12 protein-coding genes are annotated in these 14197 nt (G+C 71.6%); 3 read left to right on the top strand and 9 right to left on the bottom strand.

All coding sequences use genetic code 11. The annotated features are described in order from the left end of the window. Positions 1-7: 7 nt before the first annotated feature. Entirely contained in the window at positions 8-682 is a 675-nt protein-coding gene (locus tag TR49_RS32220; protein ID WP_042387902.1) for a response regulator transcription factor, read from the bottom strand. Between the two features lie 142 nt (positions 683-824). On the opposite strand from TR49_RS32220, the gene TR49_RS32225 reads away from it, so the two are divergent. Together TR49_RS32225 and TR49_RS32230 are read left to right on the top strand one after the other, a co-directional pair. Then, on the top strand, positions 825-2327 hold the full coding sequence (locus tag TR49_RS32225) for a peptide MFS transporter (protein WP_042387904.1): 1503 nt from the start codon (positions 825-827) through the stop codon (positions 2325-2327). A 207-nt stretch (positions 2328-2534) separates the two neighbouring features. Next, positions 2535-4058: a peptide MFS transporter gene (locus TR49_RS32230; RefSeq protein ID WP_042387906.1), complete on the top strand. Its 1524-nt coding sequence runs from the start codon at positions 2535-2537 to the stop codon at positions 4056-4058. A gap of 81 nt (positions 4059-4139) precedes the next feature. Here TR49_RS32230 and TR49_RS46845 read toward each other — a convergent pair whose 3' ends face one another. Next, complete coding sequence (locus TR49_RS46845) at positions 4140-4817, bottom strand: hypothetical protein (protein WP_042387908.1); 678 nt, start codon at positions 4815-4817, stop codon at positions 4140-4142. Positions 4818-5143: 326 nt separating this feature from the next. Here TR49_RS46845 and TR49_RS46850 point away from each other — a divergent pair, with 326 nt between their 5' ends. After that, a complete protein-coding gene (locus TR49_RS46850; RefSeq protein WP_160311669.1) occupies positions 5144-5284 on the top strand; it encodes a hypothetical protein in 141 nt (46 codons plus the stop codon). Positions 5285-5525: 241 nt separating this feature from the next. Here TR49_RS46850 and TR49_RS32255 read toward each other — a convergent pair whose 3' ends face one another. The 7 genes from TR49_RS32255 to TR49_RS32285 form a co-directional block, all read right to left on the bottom strand. After that, positions 5526-6722 (bottom strand): hypothetical protein, encoded by a 1197-nt coding sequence (locus tag TR49_RS32255; RefSeq protein ID WP_052434822.1) that lies wholly within the window; start codon positions 6720-6722, stop codon positions 5526-5528. Continuing rightward, positions 6719-7732 (bottom strand): DUF916 domain-containing protein, encoded by a 1014-nt coding sequence (locus TR49_RS32260; RefSeq protein ID WP_236653619.1) that lies wholly within the window; start codon positions 7730-7732, stop codon positions 6719-6721. Before TR49_RS32260 ends, TR49_RS32255 begins: the two co-directional genes overlap by 4 nt. 116 nt (positions 7733-7848) lie before the next feature. Next, entirely contained in the window at positions 7849-9177 is a 1329-nt protein-coding gene (locus TR49_RS32265) for a WxL domain-containing protein (protein ID WP_042387915.1), read from the bottom strand. A 286-nt stretch (positions 9178-9463) separates the two neighbouring features. Next, positions 9464-10174: an LPXTG cell wall anchor domain-containing protein gene (locus tag TR49_RS32270; RefSeq protein ID WP_042387916.1), complete on the bottom strand. Its 711-nt coding sequence runs from the start codon at positions 10172-10174 to the stop codon at positions 9464-9466. Between the two features lie 146 nt (positions 10175-10320). After that, positions 10321-11478: an imidazolonepropionase gene (gene hutI / locus TR49_RS32275; protein WP_042387918.1), complete on the bottom strand. Its 1158-nt coding sequence runs from the start codon at positions 11476-11478 to the stop codon at positions 10321-10323. A gap of 123 nt (positions 11479-11601) precedes the next feature. Continuing rightward, on the bottom strand, positions 11602-12951 hold the full coding sequence (locus tag TR49_RS32280) for a formimidoylglutamate deiminase (protein ID WP_042387919.1): 1350 nt from the start codon (positions 12949-12951) through the stop codon (positions 11602-11604). After that, positions 12948-14192, bottom strand: coding sequence for an allantoate amidohydrolase (locus tag TR49_RS32285; protein ID WP_042387922.1), 1245 nt, complete (start codon positions 14190-14192; stop codon positions 12948-12950). Before TR49_RS32285 ends, TR49_RS32280 begins: the two co-directional genes overlap by 4 nt. Between the last annotated feature and the right edge of the window lie 5 nt (positions 14193-14197).

The following is a 14197-nucleotide window of genomic DNA, read 5'->3' on the forward strand; positions in this document are numbered from 1 at the left end:
GACCCGCCTAGCCCTTTTCGAAGCGGAAGCCCACGCCGCGCACCGTGGTGATGTAGCGGGGGCTGGCCGCGTCGTCGCCGAGCTTCTTGCGGAGCCAGGAGATGTGCATGTCGAGGGTCTTGGTGGAGGTCCACCAGGTGGTGTCCCAGACCTCGCGCATGATCTGCTCGCGGGTGACCACCCGGCCCGCGTCGCGGACCAGGACCCGCAGCAACTCGAACTCCTTGGCGGAGAGCTGCATCTCGTCGTCGCCGAGCCAGGCGCGGTGGGACTCGACGTCGATCTTGACGCCGTGCGCGCCGGTGGTGAGGTCGCCGGTGCCGCGACGCAGCAGCGCCCGGACGCGGGCCAGCAGCTCGGCGAGGCGGAAGGGCTTGGTGACGTAGTCGTCCGCGCCCGCGTCGAGGCCGACGACGGTGTCCACCTCGTCGGCGCGGGCGGTGAGCACGAGCACCGGGAAGCCGTGGCCGTCGGCGCGCAGACGGCGGGCGACCTCGAGGCCGTCCATGCCGGGCAGGCCGAGGTCGAGCACGAGCAGGTCGACGCCGCCACCGCTGCCGGCGGTCTCCAGCGCCGTCGGCCCGTCCTCGCGGACGATCACCTCGTAGCCCTCGCGTCGCAGGGCGCGGGCGAGCGGCTCGGAGATGGCGATGTCGTCCTCGGCCAGCAGTACACGCGTCATGTGTCGATCGTAGTGCGCCCAAGGCCCACGCCCCGGCTTCCGTCGAACGGAGCACAGCAGGGCGCTCCTCAGCGGAGATCGTGATCGTCTCGCTTAACCTCAGCAAAAGTCGCGAAAGCCGCAAAACACATCGGAGCAGCTGATGGCGCAGGACGTGGCGCGGGGGCAGGGCATCAGCCCGGAGCAGCACCACCGCACCTTCTTCGGCCACCCGTGGGGCCTGGCGACGCTGTTCACCACGGAGATGTGGGAGCGGTTCAGCTACTACGGGATGCGCGCCCTGCTCGTCCTGTACCTGACGGCCCCGCACGACGAGGGCGGCCTCGCCTTCTCCGCGAGCGCGGCGACCGCGATCTACAGCGTCTACGTGTCGATGGTCTACCTGCTGACGCTGCCCGGCGGCTGGGTGGCGGACCGGATCTGGGGGCCGCGCAAGACGGTCGCGGTGGCCGGTGGCGTGATCATGGTCGGGCACTTCCTGCTCGCCCTGCCCGCAACCGGGTCGTTCTTCGCCGGGCTGGTCTTCATCGCCCTCGGGTCCGGCCTGCTCAAGGCCAACATCTCGACGATGGTCGGCCAGCTCTACGACGGGCCCACCGACCCGCGCCGGGACGGCGGCTTCACGGTCTTCTACATGGGCATCAACATCGGCGCCTTCGCGGCGCCGCTGGTGATCGGCACGGTCGGCCAGAAGGTCAACTGGCATCTCGGCTTCGCCCTGGCCGGCGTCGGCATGGCGATCGGGCTGGTGATCTACCTCTTCGGGATGCGGACGCTGAGCCCGCACAGCAGCGTCGTCCCGACCCCGCTCGGCGCGGCGGAACGGCGCAGCGTGCTGCGCAAGGGGCTGTTCTGGCTGGCAGTCGCCGCGGTCTTCTACGGGATCGTCATCGGCACCGGCAACTTCACGCTGAACTGGGCGACGATCCCGCTGACGATCATCGGGCTGGTGATCCCGGCCTGGATGCTGTTCCGGATCAAGCACGACCGGGACCTCTCGCCAATCGAGAACCAGAAGATGACGGGCTACATCTGGTTCTTCGTCGCGGCGGCGATCTTCTGGATGATCTACGACCAGGGCGGCTCGACGCTCAACCTCTTCGCCGAGGACTCCACCGCGAGCAGCCTGTTCGGGGTGCACTTCCCGTCCAGCTGGTTCCAGTCGCTGAACCCCCTCTACATCATGGCGCTCGGCCCGGTCTTCGCCTGGCTGTGGCAGTGGCTGGCGGCCAGGGGCCGCGAGCCCCAGACGGCGACCAAGTTCTCGATCGGCCTGATCCTGGTCGGCCTCTCCTTCGCGGTCTTCCTGGGCGCGCTCGCGGCGGCCTCGGGCGGCGCGAAGGTGACCCCGCTGTGGCTGTGCGCGGTCTACCTGATCCAGACCGTCGGCGAGCTGTGCCTCTCCCCCGTCGGCCTGTCGGTGACCACCAAGCTGGCCCCGGAGAAGTACGGCAGCCAGATGATGGGCGTCTGGTTCCTCGCGGTCACGGCGGGCGACTGCGCCACCTCACTCGCCACCACGGCGGGCGCGGACCTCAACAGCCGTGGCTACGTGGCGGCGGAGGTCGCCCTGGCCGTGCTGGCCGGGGTGGCGATCCTGCTCAACCGCCGGAAGATCCACGGCTACCTCGGCGAGGTGAACTGAGAACCAGCTCACATCCCGTCACCGGATGATCTGCATGGATAATGTCACGTACGCCGAAGATTCGAAGGTCATCGGGGCGCTCGTGACCGCAATTATGCGGAACTGAATCCGGCGACAGAGATCAATTCACCACCTGAACGGTCAAAAGCAGCCAAACGCTGCCCTACAGTTGGGCAACCCCTGTAAGAACCTGCAAGGAACTTGCCCATGACGCCGATACCTGTCGAGGTCGCTGCGGAAGCGGTCACCACCGTTACCGCCAACGGCTCCCCCAGGAAGACGTTCTTCGGTCACCCGCGTGGCCTGTCCACGCTCTTCATGACCGAGATGTGGGAGCGCTTCAGCTTCTACGGCATGCGCGCGCTGCTGGTCCTCTACCTGGTCGCCCCCGCCGACAAGGGCGGGCTCGGCCTCGGCGCCGCAACCGGTGCCGCGATCTACAGCGTGTACAACGCCATGGTCTACCTGCTGGCCCTGCCCGGCGGCTGGATCTCCGACCGTTTCTGGGGCGCGCGTAAGACCGTGCTCATCGGTGGCGTGATCATCATGATCGGCCACTTCCTGCTCGCGGTCCCCGCGGCAGCCTCGTTCTTCGTGGGCCTCGGCTTCATCGCCGTCGGCTCCGGTCTGCTCAAGGCCAACATCTCGACGATGGTCGGCCACCTGTACCCGGACAAGAACGACCCGCGCCGGGACGGCGGCTTCACGATCTTCTACATGGGGATCAACCTGGGCGCGTTCGCCGCGCCGCTGGTGATCGGCACCGTGGGCCAGAGCGTGAACTGGCACATCGGCTTCGCCCTCGCCGGCGTCGGCATGGCCCTGGGTCTGACCAACTACATCTTCGGCGGCCGCAACCTCAGCCCGCAGTCCAGCGTCGTCACCTCGCCGATGCCGCGCGCCGAGCGCACGTCGATGATCCGCAAGGCGCTGTTCTGGCTGGCCCTGGCCGTGGTCTTCTTCGGCGCCGTCGCGCTGTCCGGCCACTTCACGATGGGCTGGGTCATCTGGACCCTGACCGCCGTCGGCCTGATCATCCCGATCATCGTGTTCGCCCGCATCCGCAAGGACAAGGACCTGTCCACGGACGAGCGCGGCAAGCTCACCGGCTACATCTGGTTCTTCGTGGCCGCCGCCGTGTTCTGGATGATCTACGACCAGTCCGGTTCGACGCTGAGCCTGTTCGCGAACGACAACACGTCGAGCAAGCTGTTCGGCTTCAACTTCCCGAGCACCTGGTTCCAGTCGCTGAACCCGCTCTACATCATGGCGCTGGCCCCGGTCATGGCCTGGCTCTGGGTGTGGCTGCACCGCCGCGACAAGAACCCCAGCACGGCCGTGAAGTTCGGCATCGGCCTGGCCCTGATCGGCCTCTCGTTCGGCGTCATGATGCTGGCGATGGCCGCGGCCTCCGGCGGTCACCTGGTCACCCCGCTGTGGCTGGCCCTGGTGTACCTGGTCCAGACCGTCGGCGAGCTGACGCTCTCCCCCGTGGGCCTGTCCGTCACCACCAAGCTGGCGCCGAAGAAGTACGCCAGCCAGATGATGGGCATCTGGTTCCTCGCTGTCACCGCGGGCGACTGCGTCGCCGCCGTGCTCCAGCAGGTCATGGGCGACGCGTTCCTGAGCACCACCTCGTTCGCCATCCAGGGCGCGGCCGCGCTGCTGGCCGGTGTGGCGATGGTGATGTACCGCCGCAAGGTCCGCGCGCTGATGGGCGACGTGCACTGACGTCGCGCTGACACGCCAAGAAGGGGCGCTCCGCTTTCGCGGGGCGCCCCTTCTCCTTTGTGCGCCGTCGTCTCTCCGTCGTCAGCGGCCCTTGCGCAGGCGACGCCACGGGGTGACCACGAAGACCGCCGCGCCCAGCAGCAGCACGGTGCCGCCGATCAGGCCGAGCGCCCGGAACGAGGCGTCGTTGCCGCCCGTTTCGGCGAGCCCGCCCGAGGTACTGCCGGAAGTGCTGTCGCCCGAGGCGCCGGTGGTGCCGGTGGTGCCGGAGCCGGTGACGCCACCGGTCCCGCTGCCCGCGGTGACCTGCAGGGTCAGCGAGGCGGCGGGCTTGTTGGAGGGTGTGCAGGTGGTGGTCGTGCCGAGTGCCTTGATGGTCAGCACGTTCGGGGCGAACTTCACCTGGCCGGTGTGCCCGGGGACGTAGGCGCCGGACATGTCGCTCGGCTTGATCGGCGTGTTCGCCGGGATCGTGGCGCTGTTGGCCGGTCCGGTCAGGGTCAGCTGGGTGTTGTCCGCGCCGGAGACGGTGACGGTCGTGCTCGGCACCATCGACCCGGCGCTCAGGTCGACGGGCGAGGAGGAGACACCCGAGGCGAAGGACTCGGTGAGGGTGTAGCGGCCGCCGGACTCCTTGGCGCTGATGGTGATCGTGGGGCTGGCCGACTTGGCGCCGATCGGGGTCTGGCAGTTGTAGTTGACCTGAACACCCGTGCCGGGGAAGCTCCCGCTCCCGCACGCCGCCTCCGGTCGTCCCACCGCCGGAAGCGCCGCCGGTGGTCGTGGTGCCGCCGCCTGTGGTGGTGGTTCCGCCCGTCGTGGTCCCGCCGGTGGTGGTCCCGCCGGTTGTTCCGCCGGTCGTGCCGCCCGAGGTGGTCCCGCCGGTCGTCCCGCCGCTCGTGGTGCCGCCCGAGGTCGTTCCGCCCGTGGTCCCGCCAGCGGCGGCGACATGCAGGGTGAGGGCGACCGGCGCGGTCGCGTCGGGCTTGCACGGGGTGTCCGCGTTGAAGGTGCTGACGTTGATGTTGTAGTCGGCCGGGGTGATCGTCACGTCCCCGGCCGCCGTCAGCTTCACCGTCCCGGTCATGTCCGAGAGCACCATCGGCGAGTTCTTCGGGATGAGCGGGTTCTGGCGCGGTCCCGTCATCGCCACGGTCCCCGTCTGCGCGCCGCCGACGGAGACGTGGCCGGTCGGCTGCACGGTGTTGGGCTGCAGGTCGACGTAGCCGGGGTTCTGCGAGGCGGCCTGGACGAACTTCCAGGTCAGCGTGACCGTGTCGCCGACCTTGGGGCTCGCGTCACCGCTGGTGACGTCGACCACCGTGGTGCCGTGGACGGCACCGCCGACGGGCGGGTTGCAGGTGGTCGCGAAACTGGACTGGGCGGCCGAGGCGCTGGGCGCCGCGACCGCGAGGAGTGAGGCGGCGAGCAGGGCCGTCAGCATGCCCCCGGCCAGCCGGATGCTGTTCACGTGTCAGTAGGCCTTTCCGCTTGGGGTGGTCGGTCCAGGGGTGCGGCCTGGGGTGGTGCGGTCACGGTCACCGTGCCGGGCGCGAACCACGGCAGGTCGGCCGCCGACGCGGCCGGCACGACCGGCGGAGTCGGCGGGTTCGGCGGCGGGGTGGCGGGCGGCTCGGTGGCGGGAGGCAGGGTCGGTGCGTAGGCGGGGAGCGGCGGGACCGGCGGCAGCTGCTGCGTCGGTGCCTCGGGCCAGACGGCCTGCGGCCCCCCGGTTGCCCGGGGCACCCGATGGCGGCCCAGGCGCGAGCGGCGCCGTTCCCGGTGACGTTCGACGACGTCCGGACGGACCCGGTCCAGCACCGCCATCCCGATCCGGTAGAGGCCCACCGCGACGACCACGCCGAGCAGGATCCAGAAGAGGTAGACACCCCAGGCCACCGGCAGCTTCTCGTGGGCGCTCGCCACGTCACGACCCTGGTAGCGCAGTGCCGCGAACCAGGTCCCGCTGGCCCCGGAACCGAACTCGACCGGCAGGTCGATCTCCACCTTCTGGCCGGGCTGGATCACACCCTGCCAGGGCGCGGCGCTCCACTCGGGCGCCAGCACGGAGTGCCAGGTGCCCAGCTGGAACTCGGGGTTGGCGACGGGTGCGGCGCCCAGATCGGTGACGATCACCCGCAGGGTCCGCGAGGGCGGTGCGCCCCACCAGTTGAGCGGGTTGCTCTCACCGGTCAGGCTCGCACTCAGCACGTGCAGTTGCCCGCTCCCCGCGGCGTTCGGCGGGATCGGCTTCACCGGCGCGCCGATGACGTCGAAAGGGGCGTCGGCGCTCTGGGTGCCCCCGAGCACGGTGGTGACGTGGACGACGCACGGGCAGGGCTCCGGCGGGTTCTCCACGTTCAGCTGCTGCGTGAACCGGCCCTGGGCGTCGGTGGTGACGGCGCGGCCGGCGTCGTTCGCGCAGTCGTCCGTCCCCGCGACGGCGTTCTGGCCGCAGATCAGCACGGTGAGCAGCGTGGAGGCGGGCCAGCCCGAGCCGCCGACCGTGGTGGTCGTTCCGGGCCTGGCGGCGGCGGGCAGCGGCACGACGATCGGCCCGCTCGCGGCTCGCGCCTGTGCGGCGGGCAGCGCGACGGACACGGCCAGCACGGCCAGGACGATCAGCAGCGCGGCCGACAGGCCGCGCAGACCGTGGACTCTCACGCCGCGACCTCCGCGGGCTCCCGGTTGCGACGCCGTCCGGCGCGGTGCGTGCGCCGGCCCTTCACCCGAAGCCAGAGCCAGCCCCCCAGAGCCGCGAGCAGCAGCAGGACGACGGTGACCACCAGCCAGGGCACGGCGAGGTAGCCCCCCTGTCCCTGCGCCGCGGTGGCGCCGTCGGAGGCCTTCACGGTCACGGACACGTCGTCGAACTGCGGCTGCGCGGGCAGGGCGAGCGTGAGCTGCACGGACTGGCCGGGCAGCAGCTCGATCCCGCTGCCTGTCGGTGGCCGATGATAGACAGAACCGAACCAGCCGGTTTCGCTGACCTCCACGCTCGGGTGCAGCGTCACGTTGCCGTGGTTGGTCAGGGTGTAGTGCAGCGTGCCCCGGCTCGCGCCGAAGCCGGGGACGAGCGGGGCACTGCGCTGGATCGAGACGCCGTCGACGCTGAGCGCGGGCACGGCCGGGCCCGTGACGTGCAGATAGATGCGCGCGCCCACTGCGCGTTTGATCCCGACGGCGACCCCGCCCTTCTGGGTGGTTGCCTCCACGTCGGTCTCGATCGCGACGATCGCCCCGGGGTGGTCGCCGGGCTCGGCGGTGGCGGGGATCGTGAGGGTGAAGGGGATGTCCGCGCGGGTCCGCGGCGGCACGGTGAGGCTGTTGACGTTCAGCTTCGCCCAGGCGCCGACGCCGGTCATCCTCTGGCCCTCGGTGCGGAGCGCGAAGCCGCCGTCCCGTGGGGTGTTGTACGCGTCGGCCGCGTACAGCCGGAAGGACTTGGGCTGGGTGGTGAGGTTCACGACGGAGACGTGGTCGCTGAGCGTCCGGCCGGGGGCGGATTCGAGGTAGAAGTACTGCCGGTCGCCGGGCCCGGGCGTCGCCGTGCCTGCGGGCGGCGTGGGGAACACGGCCCAACTCCCGTTGTCCGCAGCGCTCGCGGTCGCGGTGGGCAGGACGGCGAGGAGGAGGCCGGCAACGGCGAGCAGCGCCCCCAAGGAGCGTTGCACCCACCCCAGGGGTGCGCGGAACTGGATGGTGCAACGGACTCTCATCGCTCAGCCTTCCCCTTGCGGGGCCCGGAGCCGGCGCTCCGGGCCCCCTGATCAGGTACGGTCGTGCGCCCTTACGCCAGGGTCAGCGTGAGGGTGGAGCTGTACGCCCCGGGCGCGGTGAACGCCGGGACGGTGAGGGTCAGGCCTGCGCCGGCCGCGAACTGACCGCCGGTCAGGTTTGCTGCGGGCGTGCCGGCCAGGGTCGCCCCGGCCGCCCCGACCGTGCCGGCGGAGCCGGGCACGCAGGTGCTCGGGCTGCCGGAGGTCGTGGTGCAGGTCGGCGTCCAACTGAGGGCGGTGGACGGCAGGCTCGCCGTCCCGGGTCCGGTGAAGTTGGTGTTGCTGGCCGTCAGGGACCACCCGGTCGAGCCGCCGCGGAAGTCCTGGACGGTGACGGTGTTGAGGGTGCCGGTGGACGCGCCGCCGGTGCCGAAGGGGACCGGGGTCATGGTGACCGAGGTGCCCGACTGCGTCATGCTCAGCGTTCCGGCGAGCACGGTCGAGTTCAGCGTCTGCTGCAGATCGCCGGGCTTGACCGTCGCGGTGACCGTGAAGGCCGCCGGCGGGGAGGCCGTCGACGGACTGTAGGCCGAGCCCTCGAAGGCGATGATGCCGGTCGTCGTCGCGGCGTTGACCGTCAGCGTGCCGCTGATGTTTCCGCTCGCGTCGGCGGTGACCTGGGTCAGGTCGCCGGTGCCGGTGGTGCCCGCGAAGCCGGCGATGGTGACGGTGGACCCCGCGGTGTACCCGGAGCCGGTCACGCTGACCTTGGTGCCGACCGGGCCCTGATTGGGCGTGTCGTTCAGCGTGCGGTTGTTCGGGACGGTGACCGTCGCCGAGTTGGAGATCTGGCCCGGGGTGGTGTCGACGGTGCAGACGGTGTCCGTCCCGGCCACGCTGATGGTCATGCCGTCGGGCGAGAAGCTGACCGTCCCCGAGGCCGGCGCCACGAACGTGCCGGTCATCTGGAACGGCGGGAAGGCCCCGCCCGGCGGGATCGCCGGGTTGTTGACCTGCGCCGTCGTGGCGGAGACGTTGACCGGCGTGGTCACCGCCCCGGTCAGCGCGACGTCACCGGTGGCGCTGACGCTGCCCGCCGGCACGGTGAAGCTGGACGGGTTGCCCGACGCCGCCTGGATCACGTCGTAGGTGACGGTGACCGTCTCGCCCGCGGTGGGCGTGGTGTCGGACAGGGTGATCTCCGCCTGGGCCGTGCCGTGCTGCGGCGGCAGGCCGGCGATGGACGGCGGGATGCAGGTCATCGCGTAGGAGACGGTGGTCCCCTTCGCCGACGCGGCATGCGCGGAACCGGCCAGGGCGACCGGTGCACCGACCGCGAGCGCGGCGGCTCCTCCCCAGGCGGCTATCCGTCTGAGGAGACTCGAAGAGTTGTGGAACACGTGAGTGGTGCTCCTTTCGGTGGTCGGACGGCCTGTCACGCACCGTGCGTGACGACCGCCACGGTCACCGCTGCTGTCCTTTCGAAGGTCGATCTGCCGATCTGCCGGGTGGTGCGGCCCCGGACTGTCCTGCGAACGGCGCTACGGTGCCGTGCGGGCCGGCCTCCCTGCTTCCCTTGCCGTGGACGGGGCGGCCGGCCTCGTGCACAGGGAAGTCCCATCCCCCCTGCAGGCCATAATTGACGACCCGTCAGATTTAGAAGTCAAGGCGTGCGGGCGTCCGCCTTCACAAGCGCGCATCGAGTCGACCGTCGCGTCCGCGTCGGGTGAGCCAGAACGCACCCGCCACACCCGCGAGCAGCACCGTCCCGCCGAAGAGCCCGAACGCCGCCGCGTCGTCGGCCGGCCCGGTCTGGGGCAGCGTGCCACTGGAACTCGAGGACGAGGACGAGGAGGAGGAGGACGAGCCGGAGCCGGCGGCCGATCCGGAGGCCGTGGTGACGTTCAGCGTCAGCGCGGACGAGACCGCGCCACTCGGCTTGCAGGTGGTCGTCGTGCCCAGCGCCTTGATGGTCAGCGTGGACGGCGTCAGCGTCACCGAACCGGTGTGGTGCGGGGTGTAGGTGCCGGTCATGCTGCCGATGCGGATCGGACTGTTGGCCGGGATCTGCTGCGCATTGGCCGGACCGGTCGCCGTGAAGCTGCCCTGGTCCGCGCCGCCCACCGCGACGACGACGCTCGGTGTCATGGAGCCGGCCCCCAGCGGCACCGGGCTCGACGAGACGCCGTTGGTGAAGGTGACCGTCACAGAGTAGGACGACCCGCTGGGCGTGGCGCTGATCTCGACCTGTGACACCGCGCTCTTCGCGCCGATCGGTGTCTGGCAGTTGTAGTCCACCGGCACCGTCGCCGCGCGTGCGGGAGTGATGGCCGCCGCCGTCGCCATCCCCGCGGCGACGAGGCCGACGGCAGCCCTTCTGGTGTTCCTGTTGCCCACTGCGCCCTCCTCCGGCCGCACCTTACTGACGAGTCGTCAGATTGTTGCCGACGGTACGACAGGGACACGACGGGGGGAACCCTCGTGCAGCGACGTTCTCAGTGAACGGTGGGAGTGTTGTGATGCAGGGCGCTCTGCCGGCTACGTCAGCAGGCTCGCGCGCCCCCCTGCCACACGGCGCTGACCAGCGGGACACCCGGTCGGTAGGCGAGGTGCACGTGCGAGGGCGCGTCCAGCAGCGCGAGGTCCGCCCGCGCGCCCGGCGCCAGATGCCCGACGTCCGTACGCCGCAGCGCCCGCGCCCCGCCGAGGGTGGCCGCGACGACGGCCTCGTCCGGCGTCATCCCCATGTCGCGGACCGCCACCGCGATGCAGAACGGCATGGAGCTGGTGAAGCTCGACCCCGGGTTGCAGTCCGTCGACAGCGCCACGGTCGCACCGGCGTCGATCAGGCGACGCGCGTCCGGGTAGACGGCACGGGTGGAGAACTCCGCGCCCGGCAGCAGGGTCGCGACGGTCGTCGCGTGGGCGTCGGCCAGAGCCTTCACGTCCTCGTCGGACAGGTGCGTGCAGTGGTCGGCGCTGGCCGCGCCGAGCTCGACCGCGAGCTGCACCCCAGGCCCCTGCGTCAGCTGGTTCGCGTGCACGCGCGGCGTCAGCCCGCGCGCCGCACCGGCGGTCAGGATCGCCCGCGCCTGGTCGCCGTCGAACGCGCCGCGCTCGCAGAAGACGTCGACGTAGCGCGCGTAGGGCGCGCACGCGTCGAGCATCTCGCCCGTCACCAGCTCCACGTACCCGGCCGGGTCCTCCGCGAACTCCGGCGCGACCACGTGCGCGCCGAGGTAGGTGGTCTCCCGCGTGTGAGCACCCGCGATCCGCAGCGCGCGCGCCTCGTCCTCGACCGTGAGGCCGTAACCGGACTTCACCTCGACGGTGGTGGTGCCCTGGCGGAGCATCTCGCCGAAGTAGCGGCGGACGTTGGCATCGAGTTGCTCGTCGCTCGCAGCCCGAGTGGCCGCGACCGTCGTCCGGATGCCTCCGGCAGTGTAGGACTGCCCGGACATCCGGGCGTTGAACTCGGCGGTGCGGTCGCCCGCGAAGACGAGGTGGGAGTGCGAGTCGACGAACCCCGGGATGACGGCCCGCCCCTCGGCGTCCACCCGCTCGTCCGCGTCCGGCGCGGAAGCGGCGGAGCCGACCCAGGCCACCGTGTCACCGTCGAGCACGATCGCGGCGTCGGTGAGGGTGCCGAGCTCGGGGTCGTTCGTGAGCAGGCTGCCGATGTTGGTGATCAGGGTGGTCATTTTTCTCCTAGGGATCCATCAAGGGGCGCGGGGAACTGCGCGAGAAGCCGACGACCTGCGGATGGCCCCGCGCGTTGAGGACCATCCGCACGCCGGTGGCTTGTCGCGCAGTTCCCCGCGCCCCTAGCGGAGCGCAGCGATCGCTTCGTTCAACGCGCGCCCGGTCTCCGGGACGGAGACGTGCACGCCGTCCCGCACCACGACGCGGCCGCCGACGACCACGTCCCGCACGTCGGCCGAGGTCGCGGCGAACACTGCGGTCTCCGCGCCCAGGCGCGGCGTCTGCCCTGCCGTCCGGGGCGTGTCCAGGGCCACCGTGCAGAAGTCGGCGAGAGCTCCGCGCTCGAGGCGGCCGGACTCGGACCAGCCGAGGGAGGCGTGGCCGTCCTCCGTCGCGGCGCGCAGCAGCGCCGCCGCGGTCCAGTGGCCGCGGCGCTGCGTCGCCAGACGCTCGTTCAGCTCCAGCGCGCGGGCCTCCTCGAAGAGGTCGACGACCGCGTGGCTGTCGGAGCCGAGCGAGACGGGACAGCCGCCGGAGGCGAGCTGCCGGGCGGGGCCGATGCCGTCGGCCAGGTCGCGTTCCGTCGTCGGGCACATGCAGACGACGGTGGAGGTGTCGGTCAGCAGCCGCATGTCCTCCTCCGACAGGTGCGTCGCGTGGACCGCCGAGGTACGCGGGCCGAGGACGCCGTGGCGGGCCAGCAGCTGGGTGGGCGTGACGCCGTGCGCGGCCAGGCAGGCCTCGTTCTCGGCGACCTGCTCGGACAGGTGCACGTGGAGCGGCGCCTGCCGCTCCTTCGCCCAGGCGGCGACGGTGCCGAGCTCCTGCTCGGGCACCGCCCGCACGCTGTGGACGGCCGCGCCGATCTTCGCGTGGTCGCGGTCCTTGAGGAGCGAGACGCGCGCCGCCCAAGCCTCGGCGTTGCCGTCGCTGAAGCGGGTCTGGTGCCGGTTGGGCGCCTCGCCGAAGCCGCTGGAGAGGTAGCAGGCGTCGAGCAGGGTGATCCGGATGCCGGCGCGGGCCGCCGCCTCGATCAGCGCCTCGCCCATCGCGTTCGGCTCGGTGTAGGGGGCGCCGCCCGGCTGGTGGTGGACGTAGTGGAACTCGCCGACGGAGGTGACGCCCGCGAGGGCCATCTCGGCGTAGACGGCCGTGGCGAGCGCGAGGTAGTTGTCCGGGTCGAGCGCGTCGGCCGCCCGGTACATGGTGTCGCGCCAGGTCCAGAACGTGCCGCTGCCGACCTGCACCGCGCCGCGCAGGGCGCGGTGGAAGGCGTGGGAATGGGCGTTCGCCATGCCGGGTAGGGCCAGGCCGGTGAGCACGGTCGCGCCCTGCGGGGCGGGGCCGCTGTCGGGGGTGACCGCACTGATCCGCCCGGTGGCGTCCACGTCGATGCGCACGTCGTTCTCGACGGCCGTCAGCGAGCCGCCCTCGCGGCGCAGCCAGGCGTGCGGGGCCCAGAACGTCTTCATCGGCAGGTCATCTCCTCGAGCACCTTGGCGAGCGCCGCGACCCCGGCCAGGCAGTCGGGCTCGGTGGCCGACTCGGCCGGCGAGTGGGAGACGCCGGTCGGGTTCCGCACGAACAGCATCGCAGTCGGGACGGCCGCGGACAGGATTCCCGCGTCGTGGCCCGCACCGGTCGGCAGGACGGGGGTGTCCGGGCCGAGGATGGAGACGAGCCGGTCGCGCAGCACGTCGTCGAAGTCGACGACCGGCGTGTAGGACTCGCGCACGATCTCCGCGCGCACGCCGTCGCGCTCGGCTCGCTCGCGGGCGCTCTCACTGATCGCGTCGACGAGCGCCGTCAGCGTCGCCTCGTCCGCCGCGCGCGAGTCGAGCCAGCCGCGCACGAGCGAGGCGATCGCGTTGGTGCCGTTGGGCTCGACGCTGACCTTGCCGAAGGTGGCCAGCGCACCGGCCAGCCTGGCCTTCTTCCGGGCCGCGAGAACGGTGTTCGCGTAGGTGAGCATGGGATCGCGGCGGTCTTCCAGCCGCGTGGTGCCCGCGTGGTTGGCCTCGCCGTGGAAGTCGAAGCGCCAACGGCCGTGCGGCCAGATCGCGGAGGCGACGCCCACCGCGTGCGGCGTCTCCTCCAGGTAGCGGCCCTGTTCGACGTGCAGCTCGACATAGGCGCCGACGCGGGCGAGCCGCGCCTCGTCCTTGCCGATCATCGCCGGGTCCTGCCCGGCCGCCGCCATCGCGTCCGGGAGCCAGACGCCGTCCGCGTCACGCAGCCGGAAGGCCTGATCCTGGGTCAGCACGCCTGCGGTGAGCCGCGAGCCGACGCAGGCGACGCCGAAGCGCGCGCCCTCCTCGTCGACGAAGTTGGTCAGCGCGATCGGACGCGTCGGGCGCGCGCCGCGGGCGAGCATCGCGTCGAGGGCGGCGAAGGCGGAGATCACGCCCAGCGGCCCGTCGTAGGCGCCGCCGTCCGGGACGGAGTCCAGGTGCGAGCCCGTGACGACGGCGTCACCGGCTTCGGGGTCCCCGTACCAGGCCCACTGGTTGCCGTTGCGGTCCACCTCGTAGGTCAGCCCGCGCGCGGCGGTCTGCTCGGCGAACCAGGCGCGGCACTCGGCGTCGGCGCTGGTCCAGGCGAACCGGCGGTAGCCGCCGGTCTCCTGGAAGCGGCCGACGGGGAGGAGTTCGCGCCACATCCGGCGGTAGCCGTCCGCGGCGTCGCCGAGCTCCTCCTCGTAAGCCTCGGTCATGTGAG

The organism is Streptacidiphilus melanogenes (genome assembly GCF_000787835.1).
Classification (GTDB): Bacteria; Actinomycetota; Actinomycetes; order Streptomycetales; family Streptomycetaceae; genus Streptacidiphilus; species Streptacidiphilus melanogenes.

Excerpts from the sequence above, each read along its gene's own strand:
- TR49_RS32285 (WP_042387922.1), bottom strand. The coding sequence starts at position 14,192 with ATGACCGAGGCTTACGAGGAGGAGCTCGGCGACGCCGCGGACGGCTAC.
- hutI (WP_042387918.1), bottom strand. The coding sequence starts at position 11,478 with ATGACCACCCTGATCACCAACATCGGCAGCCTGCTCACGAACGACCCC.
- TR49_RS32225 (WP_042387904.1), top strand. The coding sequence starts at position 825 with ATGGCGCAGGACGTGGCGCGGGGGCAGGGCATCAGCCCGGAGCAGCAC.
- TR49_RS32230 (WP_042387906.1), top strand. The coding sequence starts at position 2,535 with ATGACGCCGATACCTGTCGAGGTCGCTGCGGAAGCGGTCACCACCGTT.
- TR49_RS46850 (WP_160311669.1), top strand. The coding sequence starts at position 5,144 with ATGTCCGAGAGCACCATCGGCGAGTTCTTCGGGATGAGCGGGTTCTGG.
- TR49_RS32280 (WP_042387919.1), bottom strand. The coding sequence starts at position 12,951 with ATGAAGACGTTCTGGGCCCCGCACGCCTGGCTGCGCCGCGAGGGCGGC.
- TR49_RS32220 (WP_042387902.1), bottom strand. The coding sequence starts at position 682 with ATGACGCGTGTACTGCTGGCCGAGGACGACATCGCCATCTCCGAGCCG.